Origin of the sequence: Curtobacterium sp. 260 (genome assembly GCF_030803485.1) — a bacterium.
Lineage (GTDB): Bacteria > Actinomycetota > Actinomycetes > Actinomycetales > Microbacteriaceae > Curtobacterium.
In genome coordinates this window covers 295,281-315,791 of sequence record NZ_JAURUY010000002.1, presented here as the reverse complement: position 1 = coordinate 315,791, position 20,511 = coordinate 295,281, and the positions used below count along the sequence as shown (strand labels likewise).

Here is a 20,511-nt window from a genome sequence, read left to right as displayed (position 1 = left end):
CGAAGGGTATCGGGTCGCCCTGCGTCAGCCCGACGTCAGGTCTGCGAACACGATCAGATTGTCCGTGTAATGCCCGGTCGCGGTGTCGAACGTACCGTCGCACGTGATCAGCCGGAGCTGCGGGGTCGGTGCGCTGCCGTACACGTCACTCGTCGGGAAGGCCGACTTCGCGGCGCGCTCCGAACGGTCGACCGTGAAGGTGCGGGTCGTGCCGTCGGACATCGCCACGTGGATCTCGTCCCCGGCCACGAGTTCGTCGAGCCGGAAGAAGACGGCTGCGCTCGTTGGGCTGTCGACGTGCCCGGCGATCACGGCCGGCCCGACCTGCCCCGGCACGATGCCGTCGGCGAACCAGCCCGCGCTGTCCCAGTCCTCCGGCGGGTCGAGCTCCCCAGCGGCACCGCGGCCGAGGTCCTCGAGGCCCGAGGACACACCGATCGCCGGGATCTCCACCCGCACCGGTGTGGCGGTCGAGCGTGCCGCCGGGGCAGCGGGGTCCTGGAAGCCCGACGTGTCGCCGGCCCCGGAGCCGTTCGCCGCCGCACCCGGGTCCGTCCTCGCGGACGGGCTGCTGGTCGCCGCCGTCCGGGTCCCCGCGGCGTCGGTCCCCGTGGTGGCGACGGCCACCCCGGCGATGCCGCCGCCGACGAGGACCGCCGCCACCGCTCCACCGACGAGCACACCGCGGCGGCCGGACCACCACCGGGTCGGTCCGGTCGCGGCCCGACGCCCGGTCACGAGGCACCTCCCGCGTCGGTCGCGCAGCCACCGAGGACGTCGGACGTGAGCATGGTCGCGCCGAGCGCTGCCCACGCGTCGCCGTAGTAGGTCGGGGTGGTCGCCGAGGTCCGGTCCATCCGCCGCAGGTCGGCCGACGCCGCCGACGACGAGCCGGCCGCGTGCTCGGCCGCTGCCCGTGCTGCGTAGGCGAGCGCGCTGGTGTCCCCGGTCACGGCCGTGCCGCCCAGGTCGAGCTGGGCTGCGAGCTCGGTGCTCCGGCGCAGGGTCGGCGCGATCGACCCGGCGAGCGTGCGGTCCTCGGCCGAGCACGCCTCGGCGTAGCGCAGCGGCAGCCGCATCGCGTCCCACCCGTAGACGACGCTGCCCTGGTCGCCGTTCGCGGGCATCGGTTCGACCGTGCCGTCGGCGTGCACCTGGGACCAGTCGCTCGGCAGGTCGCTGACGTCGAGCACGGCGGCGGTCACCGCACGGGAGCCCTCGGTGAGCTCCGCCCAGCGGCGGTCTCCGGTCGCCCGTTCCAGGATCCGGAACGCGGCGGGTGACGCGTAGGACGCGTCGTACCGGTACGGCTCGGTGTCCGCCCACGGCCCCGGCAGCAGGATCGTCCCGAGGTCGGTCTCCGCCGTCTCGTGCTCGAGGATCGCCGACGCCATCGCCCTGCCCGCAGCGGTGTACCGTTCGTCGCCCCACCGGTCGCCGGCGAGCACGAGTGCCCGGGCGGCGTCGAGGTCGGCGTCGCTCGCGGACTGGCCGTCGACGACCCCGACCTCTGGCGTCCACCGCCACGCGAGCAGGTCGTCGTCGGTCACCAGGTGCCGCTTCGTCCACGACCAGATCTCGCCGAAGGTCGCACGGTCGTCGTCCGCGTAGGCGATGAGCAGACCGTAGGCCTGCCCCTCGCTGACGGTGTCGCCGCCCTGGTCGGTGCGGACGACCCGGCCGTCCTGCACGTAGTCGTCGAGGAAGTCCTGCCGCAGCTCGGCGGCGCTGCGGTCGACGTCCGGGGCGGGCGACGAGGTCACGCTCGACGTCGCTCCTGCCTGCGGCACGGCGTCGCTCCACGGACGGACGGCGACGAGGGCGGCGCCGACGGCGACGACGACCGCCGCTGCGGCGGTGATGGGGATCCAGGTCCTGCGGGTCATGCCGGCACCTCTTCCGGGGTGGTCGGGGACGGTCGGACGGGAGGCGCGCACCAGGTGGGCGCTCGGGCTGCGGTGATCCGCGCCTCCAGGCCGGGCCCGACGGGTCACGCGACCCGTCGGCTGCCCGTCGGTCAGTGGAACAGCGAGCGGAACGCCGCGACGATCGCGTGCGTGAACTCGGTGACGGGGCGGTCAGCGGCTGCGCCGCCACCACCGGTCTGGACGCCGCCCGACGGGGTCGTTGCCGTGGCGGCCGCGTCGGTGACGGGCACGACGGTCAGGTCGCCCTTGCTGTCGTCGAGGACGAAGAGCGTCGACACGGTGTTGCCGGCGAGGTCGACCTCGGCGGTCCCGCGCTGGCCGCTGCCGGAGACGTCGAGCGACCACTTGCCGGCGCCCACCGTCGCGTACCGGGTGGCCGTGCCGAAGGAGGCGTCCTCGGCGATGGCGGTGCCGTCGGTGGTGCTGACGTCGACCTCCTTCGCCGTGGTCGCGGCCTGGACGAGACGGAGCTTGGCCTTGCCGTCACCGGGCTGCTGCAGGTCGTCGGTGAACGCCTTGGTCTGCAGGTCGTCGTTCTTGCCGTAGGCGACGACGGTGTTCGCGTCGCCCTGCTGGACCTGGACGTCGGTCGAGATCACCGGGGTGGAGTCGGGGGCGTCGGCAGCGCGCATCGAGAGGACGTAGGTGCCGACGGGGAGCTCCTGGTAGGGGCTGACCTGGCCGTACGTGACGTCGTCGAGCTCGAACACCGTCTTGCCGCCGGACAGGCTGGTCAGCTCGACGTCGACGCCCTTGGTGTCCGGGGAGAGGTGGCCGACGCGGAGCCAGCCCTCGTCGGAGCCGGTCGCGGCCGAGGCGGTCTGCGGTGCGGCGAGGCCGACGGTGGCGGCGACGACGGCTGCGGCGATCCCGGCGACGACGATCGGGCGGCGGGCGGCGCGGCGGGTGGCGGTGGGCGCGGAGGTGCGTGCGTGCATCGTGGTGCTCCTTCGGTTCGGGTGGTGCTGGTGCTGGTGCTGGTGCTGGTGAGTGGTGCGCGAGCGGGCGGATCCTGCTCGGGGGCTGCCGGTTCCGCCCGCTCACGACGGGGCCCGGGTCAGGAGGCGCTCGCCGTTCCGCGAGCGGGCGGATCCTGCTCGGGGGCTGCCGGTTCGGCTACCGGTTCCGCCCGCTCACGACGGGGCCGGGGTCAGGAGGCGCTCGTCGGCGTCGTCGTGGGATCGGCCGGGGTGTAGGTCACGACGACCCGCTCCCCGTCGCGCTCGACGTCGGCCGGGCGGATCCCGTCGCTCATGGCATCGAAGGTGGCGACGGCACGAGCAGCATCCGCCCGGTCGGCGGTCTGCACGACGAGCCGACGGAAGGGTTGCCCGTCCTCCCCCGTGAGCGGGCGGAACCGTTCGACCGCCACCGACTGGTCGGCGAGCACCTGGCCGAGGGCGAGCATCGCGCGCGAGTCGACCTGCCCCGCTCGGAACTGCGACTTCGTGCCGGCGTCGGCCCGGAGCGCCGGGTTCTGCGCGAGCTCGGTCCCCATCGTCTTCCGCCCGTTCGTCGCGGCGGTGATCGCGTCGTTCGCGGCCGCCTCGCCCTCGGAGTGGATGCGACGGACGTCGACCTGCTGGTCACCGGTGCCGAACGTGGCCACGCTCGTCGAGTTCCGGATGGCGAGCGACACGTCCTGCGAGGAGTTCCCGCCGGTGCGCATCGAGTCCGTCGTGACCACGTAGTCGGAGTCCTTCCACCCGTTCGGCGACTGGCGCTGGACGGCGGCGTCGGTGTCGAGCTTGTAGTACCAGATGACGTTGTTGCGGGCGTACCCGTCGCGGACCAGGTCGACCCACATGGCGTCGTCCACGAGCAGCCGCGAGGACTTCGGGACGTTGTCGCCGACCCACTGCTCGGCCTGCTGCATCGGCAGGTCGAGGTTCGCCGACGTGAACCCGCGCAGCTGCGTGCCCCAGAGCGGCACCGCCACGACGACGGCCGCTGCGGTGACCACGGCCCAGGCGGCACCGAAGCCACGTCGAGCGAATCCGTGCACACGGGTCCGGGCGTTGGACCGGATCCGTCCGGCGAGCGCGAGGACCGCTCGCTCGGCGGTGTACGCGACGAGCAGCGCTGCGAAGGGCACGAGCACGATGACGTACGGCACCGGCAGGTACCCGTTCGGGCGGAACATCATCGCGAGCAGGAAGACGAGCATCGCGGCGATCGGGCGGACCCGGCGCAGGAAGAGCCCGACAACCGCGGCGGCCGAACCGAGCACGATGAAGACGGGGTCGAGCGCCCACCACTGTGCGGCGGCCTGGTTCGCCAGGCTCCCTCCGTCGAAGATCGATCCCGACGCGGTGCGCGAACCGAGCTGGTAGGTGATGCCCTCGAAGAGGCTCACCCGGCCGGCGCCGGGCAGGAGCTCACCCTTGACCGCGGCGAGCAGCAGGTAGCCGCCACCGATGACGACCAGGACGGCCCCGGCGACGCTCAGCGTGTACCGACGGGTGCTCCTGTCGGCCCGGCGGACCGCGATCCAGATCAGGAACGGCAGCGCGAGCAGGTACGTCTCCTTGGAGAGCACCGCGACGCCGAGGCACGCGGCGGCTCCGGCGAACCCGGCGAGCTGCTGGCGCCGGCTCAGGACGAGGACGAACGCGGCGAGGAGCCACGGCGTCGCGACGTTGTCGATGTAGACCGTGCGGTGGTACTGCAGGGCCAGCGGCGACAGGGCGAACACGAGGCCCGCGGCCGCGGCGGTCGCACGGCCCGCGCCCAGTCGACGGGCGAGCACGAACAGCAGGATGCTCGACACCGCGGCGAAGAAGACCATCGCCTCGCGTGCGGCCTCGACGGCGAACGGGTAGCGCGCGAACGCCCCCGTCACCGAGGTGTAGGCCGCGATCTGGATCCAGCCGAGCGGCGGGTGGTCGTACCAGTACGTGTAGTGGGTGATCTCGCCGAGGTTCGTGATCGCCCACGCCTGGGCGGTGTAAGTGCCCTCGTCGTCGATGCGCTGCGGCGTGCCGGACATGTTCCAGAGCTGCACCACCACGGTGACGGCGAGCACGGGGAGCAGCCAGCCGAGGCTCGCCGCGTGGACGCGGAACCAGCCGCGGACGCCGGAGAACGACTCCGCGCCACGCACCGGGATCCCGGTGGTGTGGGTGATGCTGGCGGTCATCGGGCACCTCCTGCGGACGAACCGGCGAGCTCACGCTGCTGCGTGTCGGTGGTGACGGCGTTCGCGAAGCCCACGACCTCGGGCGTCGCGGAGGCCGTGCGGTGCTGCCCGGTGTGCTCGGTCTTCTCCCAGCCGTTCTGCCCCTTGACGTGGCGGACGACGGCACGGACGGCCGCTGCGGCGAGGAACACCTGGTACGGCACCAGGCCGAGGACGAGCTTCACGTAGTCGCGGATGCGGACCTTCTCCTTGTAGATGCGACCGAACTCGTTGAGTCCGACGACCTCGACGGCGAGCAGCATGAGCGTGGGCGCCACCGGGATGAACGAGACGAGGGCGATCGCCGTCGGCACCTTGACGAAGAGGATCATCAGGACGCTGAGCGGGATGAGCAGACCGGTCGCCGCCTGGATGAACGGCATGGTCAGCATGTAGCGGGCGAAGAAGCGCTGGCGGAAGGACGGCAGCTTCTTCCACTCCCCCTTGCCGAGCACCTGCAGGAAGCCCTGGTTCCAGCGGGTCCGCTGCTTGAGCAGGGACGCGAACGTGGGCGGCGTCTCCTCGCGGGTGACGGCCTCGGGGCTGTAGGCGACGACGACCTTCGCGCCGTCGGCGGAGAGCCGGACGCCGAGCTCGCAGTCCTCGGCGAGGCAGTGCGCGTCCCAGCCGTCCGACCACTCGAGGCGCTCCTTCGTCACGAAGACGGTGTTGCCGCCGAGCGGGATGAACTTCGAGCCCGCGTGGAAGTGCAGGCGCGAGCGGAACCAGAAGTAGTACTCGAGCACGTTGCGGAGCGACCACCAGCTCGACTTGAAGTTCATCAGCTGGACGCCACCCTGCACGACGTCTGCGCCGGTCTCCTGGAAGCGCGAGTCGACGAGCGACAGGAGCTTCGGGTAGACCTCGTCCTCGGCGTCGAACACCCCGACGATGTCGCCCGTCGCGTACTGCAGCGCGAGGTTCATCGCCTTCGGCTTGTTCTTCGGTGCGGTGTCGTCGACGACCACGCGGATCAGTCCTGGATGACGCTCCGCAGCCGCGCGCACGACGGCGTCCGTCTCCGGGTCGTCCTCGCCGACGATCGCGATGATCTCGAAGTCCGGGTGGTCCTGCGTCGCGAGCATGTCGAGCGTCTCGCCCATCACGTCCTGCTCGTGCCGACCGGGTACCAGCAGGGTGAAGCGGTGGGCGGCCGGCAGCGGGGTCTGGCTGAAGCTCGTCGACTTCAGCGCGTCGCGTGAGCGCCAGGCGTGCAGCATCCACCACAGCGTGGTGAGCGCGATCACCGTGAGCAGCACGGAGACCGCGATGAGCGCCGAGTAGCCGAACCACTCGCCCAGCGACCAGGCGACCTGCGGAGCCTGCCCCGAGCCTCCCGTCGGGACGTCCGTGGTCCCGCGGTTCGGGAGGTCCCCGGCGGGACCGGTCCCCTCGTTCGGCTGCAGCAGCGGCCCGGCGGCCGTCAGCAGCGTGGTGGTGATGGTCATGCGGCGTGCTCCTTCGCGTGAGCGTCGGTGGAACGGAAGACGAGGGCCTTGTACGCGGCGAACCGGAAGACGGTGCCGAGGACGAGACCCACCCCGTTGCCGGCGACGTTGTCGGCGAGGGTCGAGGTGAAGCCGAGGACGTAGTGCGAGACGAACAGGCAGGCCGAGGCGATGCCGAGACCGATGACGTTCGTGACGGCGAAGAGGAGTCCCTCGCGGAGGGTCTCCTTCCGGCCGACCTGCCGCTGCGAACGGAACGTGATCGAGCGGTTCGCGAGCCACGCGACCACCGTGGCGACGACGGCGGAGACGATCTTCGCGGCGATCGGGCCGTCGGGCAGGACCGTCGCGCGCAGGAGGTTGTAGACGCCGAGGTCGATGAGGAAGCAGATCGCGCCGATGGCGCCGAACGACGCGAGCTGCGTCGTGGTGGCGCGGAGCCGCGGGCCGAGGGCCGGTCTTGGGACGCTCGCCGCAGGGACGCCGGTCGCCGCTGAGTGGGCGGTCGAGGCGTTGGAGGTCGGCACCGAGCCTGTGCCTGGTGGCACCAGAACGGGGGTGACGGTTCGGGTCATGCCCCCTCTTCGGGGGCACGTTGCGGAGTGGTTTGGTCGGGGTACAGCCCCTGCCAGGACCCTGCCAGTTCCGCGACACCTGCTGTTCATCAGTGAACATCCTTCAGCGTTTTTGCTGATCAGGTGTCAGGAGGGCAGTCCGCCCGGACGGTCGTGCTCGTCGTGAGCTTGCTGCACGACGGACGGGAGGCACGGTGCCAGCTGGCACCGTGCCTCCCGTCCGTCGGTCGGTCGCGCGCTACGCGGGGCGCTGCTCCGGGCTGACCGTCTTGCTGGCATCGCGCTCCGGGATGTCGCCGAGCGCCTCGTCGATGGCGGCGAGCGCGTCAGCGTCGAGCGTCACGCCCGCGGCCTTCACGTTGTCGGTGACCTGCTCGGGGCGGGACGCGCCGACGATCGCCGAAGCGACGTTCGGGTTCTGCAGCGTCCACGCGATCGCGAGCTGGGCCAGCGTGAGGCCGGCCTGGTCGGCGACGGGCTGCAGGCGCTGCACGGCTTCGAGGACCTCGTCGCGCATGAACCGCTTGATCATGTCCGCGCCGCCCTTCTCGTCCGTGGCGCGGGACCCCTCGGGGGCCGGCTGGCCCGGCTTGTACTTGCCGGTGAGGACACCCTGTGCGATCGGGGACCAGACGATCTGGCTGAGACCGAGCTGCTTCGAGGCGGGGACGACCTCGCCCTCGATGACGCGCCACAGCATCGAGTACTGCGGCTGGTTCGAGATGAGCTGGAAGCCGAGCTCCTTCGCCAGCGCGGCACCGGCGCGGATCTGCTCCGCGTTCCACTCGCTGACGCCGATGTAGAGCGCCTTGCCCTGACGGACGACGTCCGCGAAGGCCTGCATGGTCTCCTCGAGCGGCGTCTCGTGGTCGTAGCGGTGCGCCTGGTAGAGGTCGACGTAGTCGGTCTGCAGGCGCTCGAGCGAGCCGTCGATCGACTCCGTGATGTGCTTGCGGGAGAGGCCGACGTCGTTGTGCCCCTTCGGCCCGGTCGGCCAGTAGACCTTCGTGAAGATCTCGAGCGACTGGCGACGCTCGGCCTTGAGCGCCTCGCCGAGGACCGTCTCCGCCGCGGTGTTGGCGTACGTGTCGGCGGTGTCGAACGTGGTGATGCCGGCGTCGAGCGCTGCCCGCACGCACTGGGTGGCGACGTCGTTCTCGACCTGCGAGCCGTGCGTCAGCCAGTTGCCGTAGGTGATCTCGGAGATCTTGAGTCCGGAGTTGCCCAGGTACCTGAATTCCATGCTCCTGACGCTAGTGGAGTGAGCGCTCTCGTGAGGGGGTGTGCGAGTACCTGTGGAGCGGCGCGGGCGCCGCCGGCATGGGCGCCGCCGGCGTGGGCGGGCGGAACACGCGACGCGCGCCTCCCGACCTCATCCGGATCCGCCCGCTCGGGGTGCGAGCAGCAACAGACCGGATCCGCCCGCTCCGGGCCGCACGCACCGGTCCTCGGCACCGGCACGAGTCCTGCACACCTCGCTCCGTCCGGCGCCCGTCCACAGCTCGACAACGCCCGTTACGGCCGACCTGGCCGATCAGACACACTGCCCGCATGTCCATCGCCGACCACTTCCCGCCGCCGCTCCGCGGACGCCCCTTCCGCGTCCGCGAGGCACTGCACCGCGGTGTCCCGGCGAGCCGACTCCGCTCACGACGGCTCTGCCGACCCTTCCACGGCACACGGTGCTGGACCCCACCCACCTCCCGCGCGGACCGTGCACGCGCGGTCGCTCCACGGCTCCGGTACGACCAGGCGTTCAGTCACACCACTGCAGCGCACCTCCTCGGCATCCCGCTCCCGCGCAGACTCGAGGCAGACCGACGCATCCACGTGACCACCATCGGCAAGGACCAGGCCATCCGCGTGCGCGGGACCGTCGGACACCGAACCAGGGCACACCTCGCGAACGTCGTCCGTTCCGGGACCACCCCGATCGTGGACCCGGCCACCACCTTCGTCATGCTGGCAGCGTTCCTCACGGTCGACGAGCTCGTCATCCCGGCGACGCGTTGGTCGGGTGGCTGAACTGGTGCGCGGTCGACGCACTCAGGGCCGTCGTCCGCCGCCACCGCGGCGGGCGGCACGTCCGCAAGGCTCGCGCCGCCCTCGCCGAGGTGCGCCCGGGCTCGCGGAGCCCGGGCGAGACACGTCTCCGACTGGTCCTGGTCCGGCGCGGACTCCCCCTTCCGTCGCTCAACCACGACGTCGTCGTCGGAGGCAGATGGGTCGCCTGTGTGGACCTGGCCTACCCGGACGCGAGGGTCGCGATCGAGTACGAGAGCGACCTCCACCGATCCGACCCGCGGGTGTTCCGCAAGGACCTGACGTGCGGCGAGCACCTGAAGGACGTCGACTGGTGGCTGGTCCGGGCGACAGCGGATGACGTCGGTCCGCTCGCCGACGACTTCGCCGAGCGCATGCGGCGCCTGCTCACGACGGGCACGGCCGGGAGGCACGACACGCGGTCCCGACATCCCGTTGCGACGTTCACGTGAACATTGGTTGACGCTTCAACCAAACAGGTGCACAATGGGCTACAGTTCAAATCGATGCAGGCGCATGAAGATGCTCGCCTGGTCGGGAACCGCAGACCAACACTCTCGTAAGGAGTCACCATGACGCTCAACGCCTCCGCCATCCCGGGCTACCAGACCGGTACCTGGAAGATCGACCCGACCCACTCCGAGGTCACCTTCTCCGTTCGCCACCTCGCGATCAGCAAGGTCAAGGGCTCCTTCGAGCGCTTCGACGCGACGCTCGTCACCGCCGAGAACCCCCTCGACACGACCCTCGAGGCCTCGATCGACGTCGCGAGCATCAACACGAACCAGGCGCAGCGCGACCAGCACCTCGCCACCGGTGACTTCTTCCTCACCGAGGAGCACCCGCAGATGACCTTCAAGTCGACCGGCATCCGCGAGGACGGCGACGACATGCTCATCGACGGTAAGCTCTCGCTCCGCGGCGTGACCAAGAACGTCACGCTGAAGACCGAGTTCGGTGGCGTGACCACCGACGGCTACGGCCAGGTCAAGCTCGGCGCCGAGGCGACCACGAAGATCGACCGCACCGAGTTCGGCGTGAACTGGAACGCGGCGCTCGAGGCCGGCGGCTTCACGCTCGGCAACGACGTCACCATCAACCTCGACGTGCAGTTCGTCCTCCAGGCGGCCTGACCTCCGGGTCACTGAACCGAGGCTGTCGTCCCGCCCGAGCGCGGGGACGACGGCCGCGGACACCGAACGAAGTACCTGCAGTACCCGGCGAACGGCCCGGCTCCTCCCCCACGGAGCCGGGCCGTTCCGCGTTCCCGATCGCCCGGTCCGTGAGCCGTGATCGGTGAGCCGGCCGGACGCCCGCCCGTGAACTCGAGCGGGCCTTTCCTGTGGCAGCCGTTGCCTTGCATGCGCCGATCCCGTCCGCTCGGGCACGAGCGGGCCGTTCCCGCAGCCGCGTACCGATTCCGCCCGCCCGAGCACGAGCGGGTGTTTCCGTCGCTGCCGGCTCGACCTCGACGCCGGATCCGCCCGACCGTCGCGATGACCGACCGCCCTCGGCCCGCAGACGACACCGAGCGCTGCCCCGCACGCGCACAGAGCTAGCGAGCGGGCGTAGCGTGTCGCCTGTTCAGCGCGGGAATCGCCCGTCCGTCGGTCCCGTTGCACCTCGCACCCGCCCCGACCGAAGAGGAGCACCACCATGGCCACCGACTGGATCGCGCTGCAGTCCCTCGCCGCAGCCGAGTTCGGACGCCGCGTCGCCGCAGTGTCCGACTGGGAAGCGTCCACTCCCGACTCGGAGTGGACCACGCGCGACCTGGTGACGCACGTCATCGACGAACAGCGATGGATCCCCAAGCTCCTGACGGGGTGCGACTACGCGCAGGCCGAGGCGGACCTCGAACCCATCGGGCAGGACCTCGTCGACGAGTGGGCGAAGTTCGCGGCGGCAGCTTCGAGCGCGTGGCAGAACGCGCCCGCTGACACTCCCGTGCACCTCAGCACCGACGTGGTCCGTGCAGACGAGTACCTGACCGAGCAGACCAGCGACATCACCATCCACACGTGGGACCTCGCGCGCGCGACGGGGACCGACGAAGCGTTGCCCGATGAACTCGTCCGCGCTGTGTGGGAGTACTTCGAACCGCAGATCCAGGACCTCGCGGCGACCGGGCTGTACGCCGCGCCGGTCGAGGTCGACGAGGATGCGCCGCTGCAGGTCCGCCTGCTCGCGGTCACAGGTCGCGATGCCAGGGTGAACGCCTGACGCGTCTTTCCGCCCGTTCGACACCGGGGGGGGCGGAATCGGCGGCAGAACGCCAGTGGGCGGAACCAGCGGCAGCGTGAGCGCACGCGAGCAATCTCCGCCCGCTCGTCGTTCGGCAGGCCTGACGCCTGGCGGCCCGACACGACGACGATGACAGCACTCATCCAACAGGAACCGCCCGCCGGACACCCGGCGGGCGGAATCGACGAAGGAGCCATCACGAACGCAGCAGACAACGCCCGCTCGACCGCCTCGACCGACGCCCACGGACGCCACGGAGCCGCCGAAGAGACCGCAACCCCCGGAACGACCGGAACCCCCGGAACCGCCGGAACCACCGCCTCGACCGACGCCCCCGACGCCGCCGGGCCCTCGGTGCGCACGACCCGCCTCGGACGCACGGGCCTCGAGATCAGCCGCGTCGTCCTCGGCATGATGTCCTACGGCAAGCCGGACCAGGGCGCCCACCCCTGGAGCGTCGACATCGACGACGCCCGCCCGTTCGTCCGCCGTGCCTACGAGGCCGGCATCACCTCGTTCGACACCGCCAACGTCTACTCGGCCGGCTCGAGCGAGGAGATCACCGGGCAGCTCCTCAAGGAGATCGCTCCGCGCGAGGAGGTCCAGGTCTTCACCAAGGTCTTCAACCGCATGCGCCCCGGTCCGAACGGCGCCGGGCTCTCCCGCGCCGCGATCATGCATGAGATCGACGCCTCGCTGACCCGGCTCGGCACGGACTACGTGGACCTGTACCAGATCCACCGGTTCGACCCGCACACGCCGATCGAGGAGACCATGGAGGCGCTCCACGACGTCGTCAAGGCCGGCAAGGCGCGCTACATCGGCGCGAGCAGCATGTGGGCGTGGCAGTTCGCGCAGATGCAGCACACCGCCGAGCTGCACGGGTGGACGAAGTTCGTCAGCATGCAGGACCAGTACAACCTCCTCGAGCGTGAGGAGGAGCGCGAGATGCACCCGTTCGCACAGGCGACCGGCGTCGGCGTCATCCCGTGGAGCCCACTGGCCCGCGGCAAGGTGACCCGCCCGTGGGACGCCCAGGGTTCGGGCAGCCGCTCGGACACGGACGAGTTCGGCAAGACGCTGTACCGCCAGGACGAGGACGCGAACCGTGCCGTCGTCGACGCGGTACAGCAGGTCGCCGAGGCCCGCGGCGCGAGCATGGCGCAGGTCGCCCTGGCGTGGGTGGCCGGCAAGCCCGCCGTCACCGCGCCGATCATCGGCGCGACGAAGGAGCACCACATCGACGACGCCGTGGCGGCGGTCGCGATGGAGCTGACGCCCGATGAGGTGTCGCGACTCGAGTCCGCCTACACGCCGCGGGTGCCGTCCGGTTTCTGACGCGACCGGACGACGGACGGGAGGCGCGGTGCCAGCTGGCACCGCGCCTCCTGTCCGTCAGGTCAGTCAGTCCGGGAACGCCGCACGGACGGCGCACCGCTCAAGCGGTGGCGTCCTGACGCGATTCCTGCTCCAACCGGGCGATCCGGACGAGCGCCGCGCGCTCGGTTCCCGGGGTCGTCCCCAGCACCGCGCCGATGCCGTCGAGCACCACGCCGGCGACCTGCCGCACCGGCAGCTGCACGGGCCCGACCCCGGGCGTCCGCAGCGCGAGCATCGACCGGTGTCGCGGGTCGAGCGACGCGACCGCTCCGTCGAACAACGCCCGGTAGCCCGGTCGGAGGAGCCTGGCGAGCGGGGGGTCCTTGATGAACCGGACCACGTCGTGCGTCCGGGCGTCGGCCTTGAGCTCGCCGCGGTCGAGGTACCCGTTCATCTGTGCTCGGAGTTCGGCGTCCGACTCCGGAGCGTCCTCGACCCCCATCAGTCGCCCGGCGACCGCCCACTCGCGCACGTAGGCGTCGGCACCACCCGGGATGGGCTTGCCCCACACCTGGGCGCTCCGCAGGAAGGCATCGGTGAAGGCGAGGTGCACCCACCGCGCCAGGTCGGGGTCGTTCGCGGCGTACGGCTTCGTGACGCCGTGGCCGTCGACGTACTCGCCGACCACCCGCTCGTGGAGCTTCCGCACCCACTGGCTGGCGTGCGTGGCCTGCTGCGTGTCGCCGTGCGAGACCGTGTAGATCCACCGGATGGTGCCGGCGAGGCGGCCGAACGGGTCCTCGCGGTAGCGCGAGTGGTCGGCCACCCCGGCGAGGGCCCCGGGGTGCAGCGCCTGCACGAGCAGCGCCCGGACCCCCGCGAGCACGGTGTGGTTGCCGCCGTGCACGGCCCAGGTCGCGGAGCCCGGGCCGAAGAAGCCCGCGTCGGAGCCCTGTTCGAGCTCGTCGATCCAGGCGGGACGCTCGGTCGCGCCGTTGGTGAAGGTGTCGTTGAGGCGGGAGCGGAACGCGTCGGACACGGAAGCCATGCACCCATCGTCCGTCGTGCCCCTGACAACGAGCACGGCTCCGCCGGTAGGTTGGCCGAGTGAGCATCGACACGCCTCGTCCCTGGCTTGCCTCGTACGCCCCGGGGGTCCCGCACGACATCGACGAGCCCACGGGCTCGCTCTCCGACATCGTGGAGCAGTCCGCGGACCGCTTCCCGGGGAAGGTGGCGCTCGAGTTCTTCGGCAGGACGACGTCGTACGCCGACCTGCAGGAGCAGATCCTGCGGGCCGCGAACGGCCTGCGGAAGCTCGGCGTCGGTGCCGGCGACCGGGTGGCGATCGTGCTGCCGAACTGCCCGCAGCACGTGGTGGCGTTCTACGCGGTGCTCCGGCTCGGGGCGATCGTCGTCGAGCACAACCCGCTCTACACGGCCCGCGAGCTCCGGCACCAGTTCGAGGACCACGGCGCGAAGGTCGCGATCGCGTGGGACAAGTCCGTCTCCACGCTCCAGGACTTCCCCGCGGACCTGCGCCTCGACGCGATCGTCTCCGTCGACCTGACGCGCGCGATGCCCCGTGCGACCCGCATCGCCCTGTCGCTGCCGGTGGCCAAGGCCCGCGAATCGCGCGCGAAGCTCACCACGAGCGTGCGTGGCACGACGAAGTGGGACGACCTCGTCTCGACGCGCAAGCTGTCGAAGCGTCACCCGCGCCCGGGCACCACCGACGTCGCGCTCATCCAGTACACGTCCGGCACCACCGGGGTGCCGAAGGGTGCGGTGCTGAGCCACCGGAACCTGCTCGCCAACGCTGCGCAGGCACGGGCGTGGGTCCCGACGATCCGCCGGGGCGACAACACGGTGTACGCGGTGCTCCCGATGTTCCACGCCTACGGTCTGACGCTGTGCCTGACCTTCGCGATGAGCATGGCCTCGCGGCTGGTGCTCTTCCCGGCGTTCGACCCGGCACTCGTCCTCAAGGCGATGAAGAAGCACCCGCCGACGTTCCTGCCGGCCGTGCCGCCGATCTACACCCGACTGCAGCACGCGGCGGACTCGGCGAAGGTGTCCCTGCAGGGCATCGAGATCGGCATCTCGGGCGCCATGCCGTTGTCGCAGAGCGTCGTCGAGCCGTGGGAGGCCCGGACCGGCGGCTACCTCGTCGAGGGCTACGGCCTGTCCGAGTGCTCCCCCGTCCTCATGGCCAACCCGGTCTCCCCGGAGCGTCGCCTCGGCGCGATCGGACTGCCGCTGTCGTCCACCGAGGCCCGCGTGGTCGACCCGGACGACCAGACGAAGGTGCTCGGCACGGGCGAGGCCGGCGAGCTGCAGGTCAGGGGCCCGCAGGTGTTCCGCGGCTACTGGGGCAAGGCCGAGGCCACCGACGAGGTCTTCACGCCCGACGGCTGGTTCCGCACCGGTGACGTCGTGTCGATCGACGCGGACGGCTTCGTCAGCATCGTCGACCGGCTCAAGGAGCTCATCATCACCGGCGGCTTCAACGTCTCGCCGTCCGAGGTCGAGGACGCCCTGCTCAAGCACCCCAGCGTGCGCGAGGTCGCCGTCGTCGGCATCACGCAGGGCGGCAACGAGCAGGTCGTCGCGGCGGTCGTGCCGAAGGACCGGGAGTCGTTCGACGCCGAGGCGCTCCGTGCGTGGTCGCGCGAGCAGCTCGCGGCCTACAAGGTGCCGCGGCGCATCGTCGTGGTGGAGGACCTGCCGCGCTCGATGATCGGCAAGGTGCTCCGCCGCAAGGTGCGGGACCAGATCACCGCGAAGTAGGCGGGCCGCTCCGTCGCGGGACCGCGAGCAGCGCGAGGCCGGCGACGACGAGCGCGATCCCGAGCCACCCGGCACCGCCGAGGTGTTCGCCGACCACGAGCACGGCGAGCACCGCGGCGACCACGGGCTCGAACAGCGACAGCAGTGTCGCGACCGAGGCGCTGACCCGCCGCAGCCCGACCGCGTACAGCGAGTGTCCGAGCACCGTCGGCACGAGCGCGAGGTACACGAACACGGGCCAGTTCGCCCCGACGACGAGCGCGTCACGTCCCGCGACCGCCGCGAGCACGACGAGCGGGACGGCAGCCAGCCCGAACACGGCGCCGACCACCCCGCGCCCGCCGGCACCGGCCGCACTGCCCGACACGGCGGTCGGCAGTGCCGGCGGCACCGGGGCCGGCCGGGTCGCCGCGTGCATCCCCCGCGCGACCGCCCACGAGTAGGTGGCGTACGTCAGTCCGGCGAGCAGTGCGCTGCCGAGCCCGAGCAGCAGGGACCCGTCGCCCGGTGCCGTCGACCTCGCGAGCGTCACGACGACCATGCCGACCACGCTCACCAGGGTGGCGACGACCCAGCGACCGGTGACACGCCTCCCGTCCGCCGCCCACTCCACGATGCCCGCGAAGAGCGGCGACGACCCGATGGCCACCGTCGTGCCGAGCGCGACCCCCGCGTCCGCGAGTGCTGCGTAGAACGCCACCGCGTACACGACGAGCGAGACCGCGCCGAGCAGCACCCAGCTCCGTGCACCGGGTCGGACGACCGCGCGCAGCGCGGAGCGACCCGTCGTCGCGGCGAGGACGAGCCCGCCGAGACCGAACGTGACCGCACCGAAGACGAACGCGGGAACGCCGGGTGCGAAGTGGGTCGCGGTCCCCGTCGTCCCCCACACGGCGGCGGCGACGAGGACCGCCACGGGGCCGCCCACCGGACGGGAGGCACGACCCACCGCCGCCGGGTCGGTCACGACACGTGGACGGTCGGCCGCCGGTGCACGTCCGGCTCCGCCTCGCGCAGGACCTCGCGCGTCACCGGGGCGACGTCGCCGACCCCGGTGAACACGAAGCGCAGGGCGTTCTGGATCGGGCTGCCCTCGTTCCACTCGAAGTAGATGCTCGGCACGACGCCGGCGATGTCCCGCACGGCGAGCAGCGTCGACGCGATGGTGTTCGGCACGTTGCCGGACCGGACGCGCAGGACGCGGTGGCCCTGCACGACGTGTCCCTCGACGACCAGGTCCTCCTCGAAGTCGGACGAGTCGGCCGGCAGCACCTCGAGGAACATCGTCGGCACGCGCGCGGGGATGCCCGAGTCGCGGCGTTCCTCGCGCCCCTTCGACCGGTAGGCCTCGGCGGTCCCGGCGCCCGGCTCGTTGGCGATGATGCAGACGGAGCTGAACTGGTCGGCGTCGGCCTCGATGAACTGCCGGGCGGTCGCGTCCAGCTCGATCGACGACGCCCGGAGCTCGAACGACCGCCGCACGCGGGACACCAGCGACACGACGACGATGGCGATGATGAAGACCGCCGCGATGCGGACGCCGTCCGGACGTTCGATGACGTTCGCGACCGTGGTGTAGACGAACACCACCGCGATGACCCCGAAGCCGATCGTCCGCTTCTTCTGCTGCCGCCGCCGAGCCGACAGCGTCACCGCGACGGCCGCGCTCGTGATGAGCACGAGGACACCCGTGGCGTAGGCGCCGCCCTGCGCGTCGACGTTCGCCTCGAAGATGATCGTGATCGCGAAGGCGATGAGCGTGAAGATGATCACGAGCGGCCGGGTCGCACGTGCCCACTGCGGCGCCATGCCGTAGCGGGGCAGGAAGCGCGGGACGAGGTTGAGCAGGCCGGCCATCGCGCTCGCGCCCGCGAACCACAGGATCGCCACCGTCGACACGTCGTAGACCGACCCGAAGACGTTGCCGAGGTACTCGTGCGCCAGGAACGCCAGGGCGCGACCGTTGGCGCCGCCGCCCGGCTGGAACTCCTGCTGCGGGATGAGGAAGGTCGTGGCGATCGAGGACGTGATGAGGAACGTGCTCATGATGATCGCGGCGGTCGTCAGCAGGCGCTTCGTGCCGCGGATCCGTCCCTCGGGGCGGCCGTCCGGGTCGTCACCGGCCCCGCCGCGCACCTGCGGCATCACCGCCACGCCCGTCTCGAAGCCGGAGAGGCCGAGCGCCAGCTTCGGGAACACGACCAGCGCGATCCCGATCATCACGAGCGGGTTGCTGTGCTGCGCGGTGAGGTTCGACCACCAGTCGCTCGCGACGACGGGACGCTCGAACACGTGCCACAGCGCCACGACGACGACGACCGCGTTGAGCAGGAGGAACACCGCGACGAGCCCGACGGCGATGCCGATGGCCTCCTTGAACCCGCGGAGGAACACGACGCCGAGCAGGAGCAGCAGCACGAGCGTGATCGGCACCGGGATCTCGGTGAACCAGTGCGGCGTGAAGGGGTTCTCGGCGATGTGCGCGGTGGCGTCGGCGGCCGAGAGCGTCATCGTGATCATGAAGTCGGTCACGGCGAACCCGAGCAGCACGAGCACGAAGAGCTTGCCGGCCCACCACGGCAGCAGCTTCTCGAGCATCATGATCGAGCCGGCACCCTTGAAGCTGTCCGACGCGACCCGTCGGTACACGGGCAGGGCGCCGAACAGGGTCACGAGCACGAGCACGATCGTCGCGATGGGCGACAGCAGCCCGGCGGCGAGCGCCGCGATGGCGGGCTGGTAGCCGAGCGTCGAGAAGTAGTCGACGCCGGTCAGGCACATGACCCGCCACCACGAGTGGGTCTTCTCGACCTCGACCTGGTGGGGGCCCTGGTGCGAGGCACCCTGGTCGGCTCCGTGCAGCATCCAGCGGCGCAGCCGCTCGCTGCGGTCGGAGGGTCGCCCCGTGGCGCCGCCCTGGGCGGCACGCTCGGCTTCGGTCGCGGTCACGAGAGTCGATGGTAAGCGGTCCCGACGACCCTCGGGCACCCCACGACCGGGTCTGTGGACGGCGCCTCAGCCCGCGCTGATCCTGGTGTACTTCCGCACCGACAGCGGCACGAACACCACGAGCAGCACCACGATCCCGATCAGCACCGTCACGACCGGGTGCTGCATCGTCCAGACGTCGGGGACGGGAGCCGTGCCGACGTTGCCGAACAGCTCCCGTGCTGCCTGCACGAGCGACGACACGGGGTTCCACTCGGCGAACACCCGCAGCACGAGCGGCATCGTCTCGCTCGGCACGAAGGCGTTCGAGATGAACGTCAGGGGGAACAGCACCATGAAGGACGCGTTGTTGATGACCTCCGGCGTCCGGACGCTCATCCCGAGCAGCGCCATCACCCAGCTGAACGCGTAGCTGAAGAGCAGGAGCAGCCCGACCCCGGCGAGGAACTCGTGCGGTGCGGACCCGACCCGCCACCCGACCGCCAGCCCGGTCAGCATCATGATCACCATCGAGATCGCGTTGAGCACCAGGTCCGAGTTCGTGCGCCCGACGAGCACCGCCGACGCCGACATCGGCAGGGTCCGGAAGCGGTCGATCAGGCCCTCCTTGAGGTCCTGCGCCATCGCCGACCCCGAGAAGGTCGCCCCGAACACGACGGTCTGCGCGAAGATCCCCGCCATCAGGAACTGCGTGTAGTCCGTCCCCCGCACCTGGATCGCCCCGCCGTAGACCTGGCTGAAGAGCAGCACGAACATGATCGGCTGCAGCACCGCGAAGACGAGCATGTCCGGGGACCGCTTGATCTTCGTCAGGTTCCGTCGCGTGACGGTCCAGCCGTCCTCGAACCAGATCGCGACGGGCGAGGTCACGACCACCGGCATTTGCTGCCGCGACGCGCCGACGGCGGTCACCGGACACGCTCCGGGGTGCTGTCGTTCGTCTCCCCTGCGGCTCCCACCGCGTCGCGTCGGCCCGGCCGGGAGGCACGTCCCGCCCCCGCGCCGCCGCCACCGTCCGACGCGTCCTCCTCGTCCGCCGTGGCGGCGTGTCCCGTGAGGCGCAGGAAGACGTCGTCCAGCGTCGGGCGTCGCATGCCGGCGTCGTGCAGCCGGATGCCCGCCTCGCCCAGGTCGGCGAGGACCCGCTGGAGCGCCTGCGGTCCGGCCTCGACCGCGATGCCGGAGGTGCGCCCGTCGGCCGACGTCTCCACGTCCCCGACGCCGTGGCGGCGCAGGGCGGTGACCACGGCCTCCCGGTCGTCCTCGTCCACCAGGGTGACCACCACACGGTGTCCACCGACCTGTGCCTTGAGCTGGTCGGCGGTGCCCTCGGCGATCACCCGTCCGTCGTCGATCACGGCGATGTCGTCGGCGAGCTGGTCGGCCTCCTCGAGGTACTGCGTCGTGAGCAGCACGGTGGCGCCGTCGCCGACCAGGCCCTCGATGACCGCCCAGAGGGCCAGGCGACTCCGGGGGTCCAGTCCGGTGGTCGGCTCGTCGAGGAACAGCACGCGCGGGTTCGTGACGAGCGCACCGGCGAGGTCGATGCGCCGACGCATGCCGCCGGAAAAGCCCTTCACGGGTCGGTCTCCGGCCTCGGACAGGTCGAACACCTCGATGAGTTCGCGCGCCCGCTGCCACGCTGCCCGTCGACCGAGGTGGTACAGCCGGCCGATCATCTCGAGGTTCTCGGCCCCGGTGAGGTTCTCGTCGACCGCGGCGTACTGCCCCGACACACCGATGGACCGCCGGGTGGCCTGCGGATCGGCGACCACGTCGATACCGTCGATCGTCGCCCGGCCGGAATCCGGGGTGACGAGCGTCGTGAGGACCTTCACGGTGGTGGTCTTGCCCGCGCCGTTCGGTCCGAGCAGCGCCGTGACGGTGCCCTCGGGGACGGACAGGTCGAGCCCGGCCAGCGCGTGCACCGGACCCGAGCGCGATCGGTAGGTCTTGGTCAGCCCGGAGGCTTCGATGATGGCCATGTCGCTCCCTCGTCGGCCACGTCGGTGTGGTGTGGGGTCGGAGGGAGCGAC

General features: G+C 71.3%; 18 protein-coding genes. 6 read left to right on the top strand and 12 right to left on the bottom strand.

Features of this window, described 5'->3' with window-relative positions; genetic code table 11:
• Positions 1 to 24: 24 nt before the first annotated feature.
• The 7 genes from J2X59_RS03850 to J2X59_RS03820 form a co-directional block, all read right to left on the bottom strand.
• Positions 25 to 738, bottom strand: coding sequence for a class F sortase (locus tag J2X59_RS03850; protein ID WP_326495761.1), 714 nt, complete (start codon positions 736 to 738; stop codon positions 25 to 27).
• Positions 735 to 1,886, bottom strand: coding sequence for a glycosyl hydrolase family 8 (locus J2X59_RS03845; protein WP_326495760.1), 1,152 nt, complete (start codon positions 1,884 to 1,886; stop codon positions 735 to 737). Before J2X59_RS03845 ends, J2X59_RS03850 begins: the two co-directional genes overlap by 4 nt.
• A 131-nt stretch (positions 1,887 to 2,017) precedes the next feature.
• Complete coding sequence (locus J2X59_RS03840; protein ID WP_326495759.1) at positions 2,018 to 2,866, bottom strand: DUF4397 domain-containing protein; 849 nt, start codon at positions 2,864 to 2,866, stop codon at positions 2,018 to 2,020.
• Positions 2,867 to 3,078: 212 nt separating this feature from the next.
• Complete coding sequence (locus J2X59_RS03835) at positions 3,079 to 5,067, bottom strand: ArnT family glycosyltransferase (protein ID WP_326495758.1); 1,989 nt, start codon at positions 5,065 to 5,067, stop codon at positions 3,079 to 3,081.
• Positions 5,064 to 6,554, bottom strand: a complete 1,491-nt coding sequence (locus J2X59_RS03830; RefSeq protein WP_326495757.1) for a glycosyltransferase family 2 protein — start codon at positions 6,552 to 6,554, stop codon at positions 5,064 to 5,066. The genes J2X59_RS03835 and J2X59_RS03830 overlap by 4 nt, the downstream gene beginning before the upstream one ends.
• Positions 6,551 to 7,081 (bottom strand): GtrA family protein, encoded by a 531-nt coding sequence (locus J2X59_RS03825; protein WP_326495756.1) that lies wholly within the window; start codon positions 7,079 to 7,081, stop codon positions 6,551 to 6,553. Before J2X59_RS03825 ends, J2X59_RS03830 begins: the two co-directional genes overlap by 4 nt.
• A gap of 286 nt (positions 7,082 to 7,367) precedes the next feature.
• Positions 7,368 to 8,372, bottom strand: coding sequence for an aldo/keto reductase family protein (locus J2X59_RS03820; RefSeq protein WP_209683542.1), 1,005 nt, complete (start codon positions 8,370 to 8,372; stop codon positions 7,368 to 7,370).
• A gap of 308 nt (positions 8,373 to 8,680) precedes the next feature.
• Between J2X59_RS03820 and J2X59_RS03815 the strand changes: the two genes are divergently transcribed.
• The 5 genes from J2X59_RS03815 (at position 8,681) to J2X59_RS03795 (ending at position 12,754) form a co-directional block, all read left to right on the top strand.
• Positions 8,681 to 9,154, top strand: coding sequence for a hypothetical protein (locus tag J2X59_RS03815; protein ID WP_326495755.1), 474 nt, complete (start codon positions 8,681 to 8,683; stop codon positions 9,152 to 9,154).
• A 209-nt stretch (positions 9,155 to 9,363) separates the two neighbouring features.
• Positions 9,364 to 9,624, top strand: coding sequence for a hypothetical protein (locus J2X59_RS03810; RefSeq protein ID WP_326495754.1), 261 nt, complete (start codon positions 9,364 to 9,366; stop codon positions 9,622 to 9,624).
• A 120-nt stretch (positions 9,625 to 9,744) separates the two neighbouring features.
• Positions 9,745 to 10,305, top strand: coding sequence for a YceI family protein (locus J2X59_RS03805; protein ID WP_326495753.1), 561 nt, complete (start codon positions 9,745 to 9,747; stop codon positions 10,303 to 10,305).
• Between the two features lie 523 nt (positions 10,306 to 10,828).
• Positions 10,829 to 11,395, top strand: a complete 567-nt coding sequence (locus J2X59_RS03800) for a TIGR03086 family metal-binding protein (RefSeq protein ID WP_326495752.1) — start codon at positions 10,829 to 10,831, stop codon at positions 11,393 to 11,395.
• 375 nt (positions 11,396 to 11,770) lie between these two features.
• Entirely contained in the window at positions 11,771 to 12,754 is a 984-nt protein-coding gene (locus J2X59_RS03795; RefSeq protein WP_326495751.1) for an aldo/keto reductase, read from the top strand.
• Between the two features lie 100 nt (positions 12,755 to 12,854).
• Here the strand turns inward: J2X59_RS03795 and J2X59_RS03790 are convergent, their stop codons facing one another.
• Positions 12,855 to 13,784 (bottom strand): oxygenase MpaB family protein, encoded by a 930-nt coding sequence (locus tag J2X59_RS03790; RefSeq protein WP_066652984.1) that lies wholly within the window; start codon positions 13,782 to 13,784, stop codon positions 12,855 to 12,857.
• Positions 13,785 to 13,843: 59 nt separating this feature from the next.
• On the opposite strand from J2X59_RS03790, the gene J2X59_RS03785 reads away from it, so the two are divergent.
• Positions 13,844 to 15,526, top strand: a complete 1,683-nt coding sequence (locus J2X59_RS03785) for a long-chain-fatty-acid--CoA ligase (protein ID WP_326495750.1) — start codon at positions 13,844 to 13,846, stop codon at positions 15,524 to 15,526.
• On the opposite strand, the gene J2X59_RS03780 is transcribed toward J2X59_RS03785, so the two are convergent.
• The 4 genes from J2X59_RS03780 to J2X59_RS03765 all read right to left on the bottom strand — a co-directional run bounded on the left by J2X59_RS03780 (position 15,513) and on the right by J2X59_RS03765 (position 20,460).
• Positions 15,513 to 16,493 (bottom strand): EamA family transporter, encoded by a 981-nt coding sequence (locus tag J2X59_RS03780; protein ID WP_326495749.1) that lies wholly within the window; start codon positions 16,491 to 16,493, stop codon positions 15,513 to 15,515. The genes J2X59_RS03785 and J2X59_RS03780 overlap by 14 nt on opposite strands.
• Positions 16,490 to 18,391 (bottom strand): amino acid transporter, encoded by a 1,902-nt coding sequence (locus tag J2X59_RS03775; protein ID WP_235426593.1) that lies wholly within the window; start codon positions 18,389 to 18,391, stop codon positions 16,490 to 16,492. Before J2X59_RS03775 ends, J2X59_RS03780 begins: the two co-directional genes overlap by 4 nt.
• A 150-nt stretch (positions 18,392 to 18,541) precedes the next feature.
• A complete protein-coding gene (locus J2X59_RS03770) occupies positions 18,542 to 19,357 on the bottom strand; it encodes an ABC transporter permease (RefSeq protein ID WP_200884159.1) in 816 nt (271 codons plus the stop codon).
• Positions 19,358 to 19,383: 26 nt separating this feature from the next.
• Positions 19,384 to 20,460: an ATP-binding cassette domain-containing protein gene (locus J2X59_RS03765; protein ID WP_326495748.1), complete on the bottom strand. Its 1,077-nt coding sequence runs from the start codon at positions 20,458 to 20,460 to the stop codon at positions 19,384 to 19,386.
• Positions 20,461 to 20,511: the final 51 nt, after the last annotated feature.

Excerpts from the sequence above, each read along its gene's own strand:
- J2X59_RS03815 (WP_326495755.1), top strand. The coding sequence starts at position 8,681 with ATGTCCATCGCCGACCACTTCCCGCCGCCGCTCCGCGGACGCCCCTTC.
- J2X59_RS03775 (WP_235426593.1), bottom strand. The coding sequence starts at position 18,391 with ATGCTGCACGGAGCCGACCAGGGTGCCTCGCACCAGGGCCCCCACCAG.
- J2X59_RS03800 (WP_326495752.1), top strand. The coding sequence starts at position 10,829 with ATGGCCACCGACTGGATCGCGCTGCAGTCCCTCGCCGCAGCCGAGTTC.
- J2X59_RS03820 (WP_209683542.1), bottom strand. The coding sequence starts at position 8,372 with ATGGAATTCAGGTACCTGGGCAACTCCGGACTCAAGATCTCCGAGATC.
- J2X59_RS03805 (WP_326495753.1), top strand. The coding sequence starts at position 9,745 with ATGACGCTCAACGCCTCCGCCATCCCGGGCTACCAGACCGGTACCTGG.
- J2X59_RS03790 (WP_066652984.1), bottom strand. The coding sequence starts at position 13,784 with ATGGCTTCCGTGTCCGACGCGTTCCGCTCCCGCCTCAACGACACCTTC.
- J2X59_RS03765 (WP_326495748.1), bottom strand. The coding sequence starts at position 20,460 with ATGGCCATCATCGAAGCCTCCGGGCTGACCAAGACCTACCGATCGCGC.
- J2X59_RS03835 (WP_326495758.1), bottom strand. The coding sequence starts at position 5,067 with ATGACCGCCAGCATCACCCACACCACCGGGATCCCGGTGCGTGGCGCG.
- J2X59_RS03840 (WP_326495759.1), bottom strand. The coding sequence starts at position 2,866 with ATGCACGCACGCACCTCCGCGCCCACCGCCACCCGCCGCGCCGCCCGC.
- J2X59_RS03770 (WP_200884159.1), bottom strand. The coding sequence starts at position 19,357 with ATGCCGGTGGTCGTGACCTCGCCCGTCGCGATCTGGTTCGAGGACGGC.
- J2X59_RS03845 (WP_326495760.1), bottom strand. The coding sequence starts at position 1,886 with ATGACCCGCAGGACCTGGATCCCCATCACCGCCGCAGCGGCGGTCGTC.
- J2X59_RS03830 (WP_326495757.1), bottom strand. The coding sequence starts at position 6,554 with ATGACCATCACCACCACGCTGCTGACGGCCGCCGGGCCGCTGCTGCAG.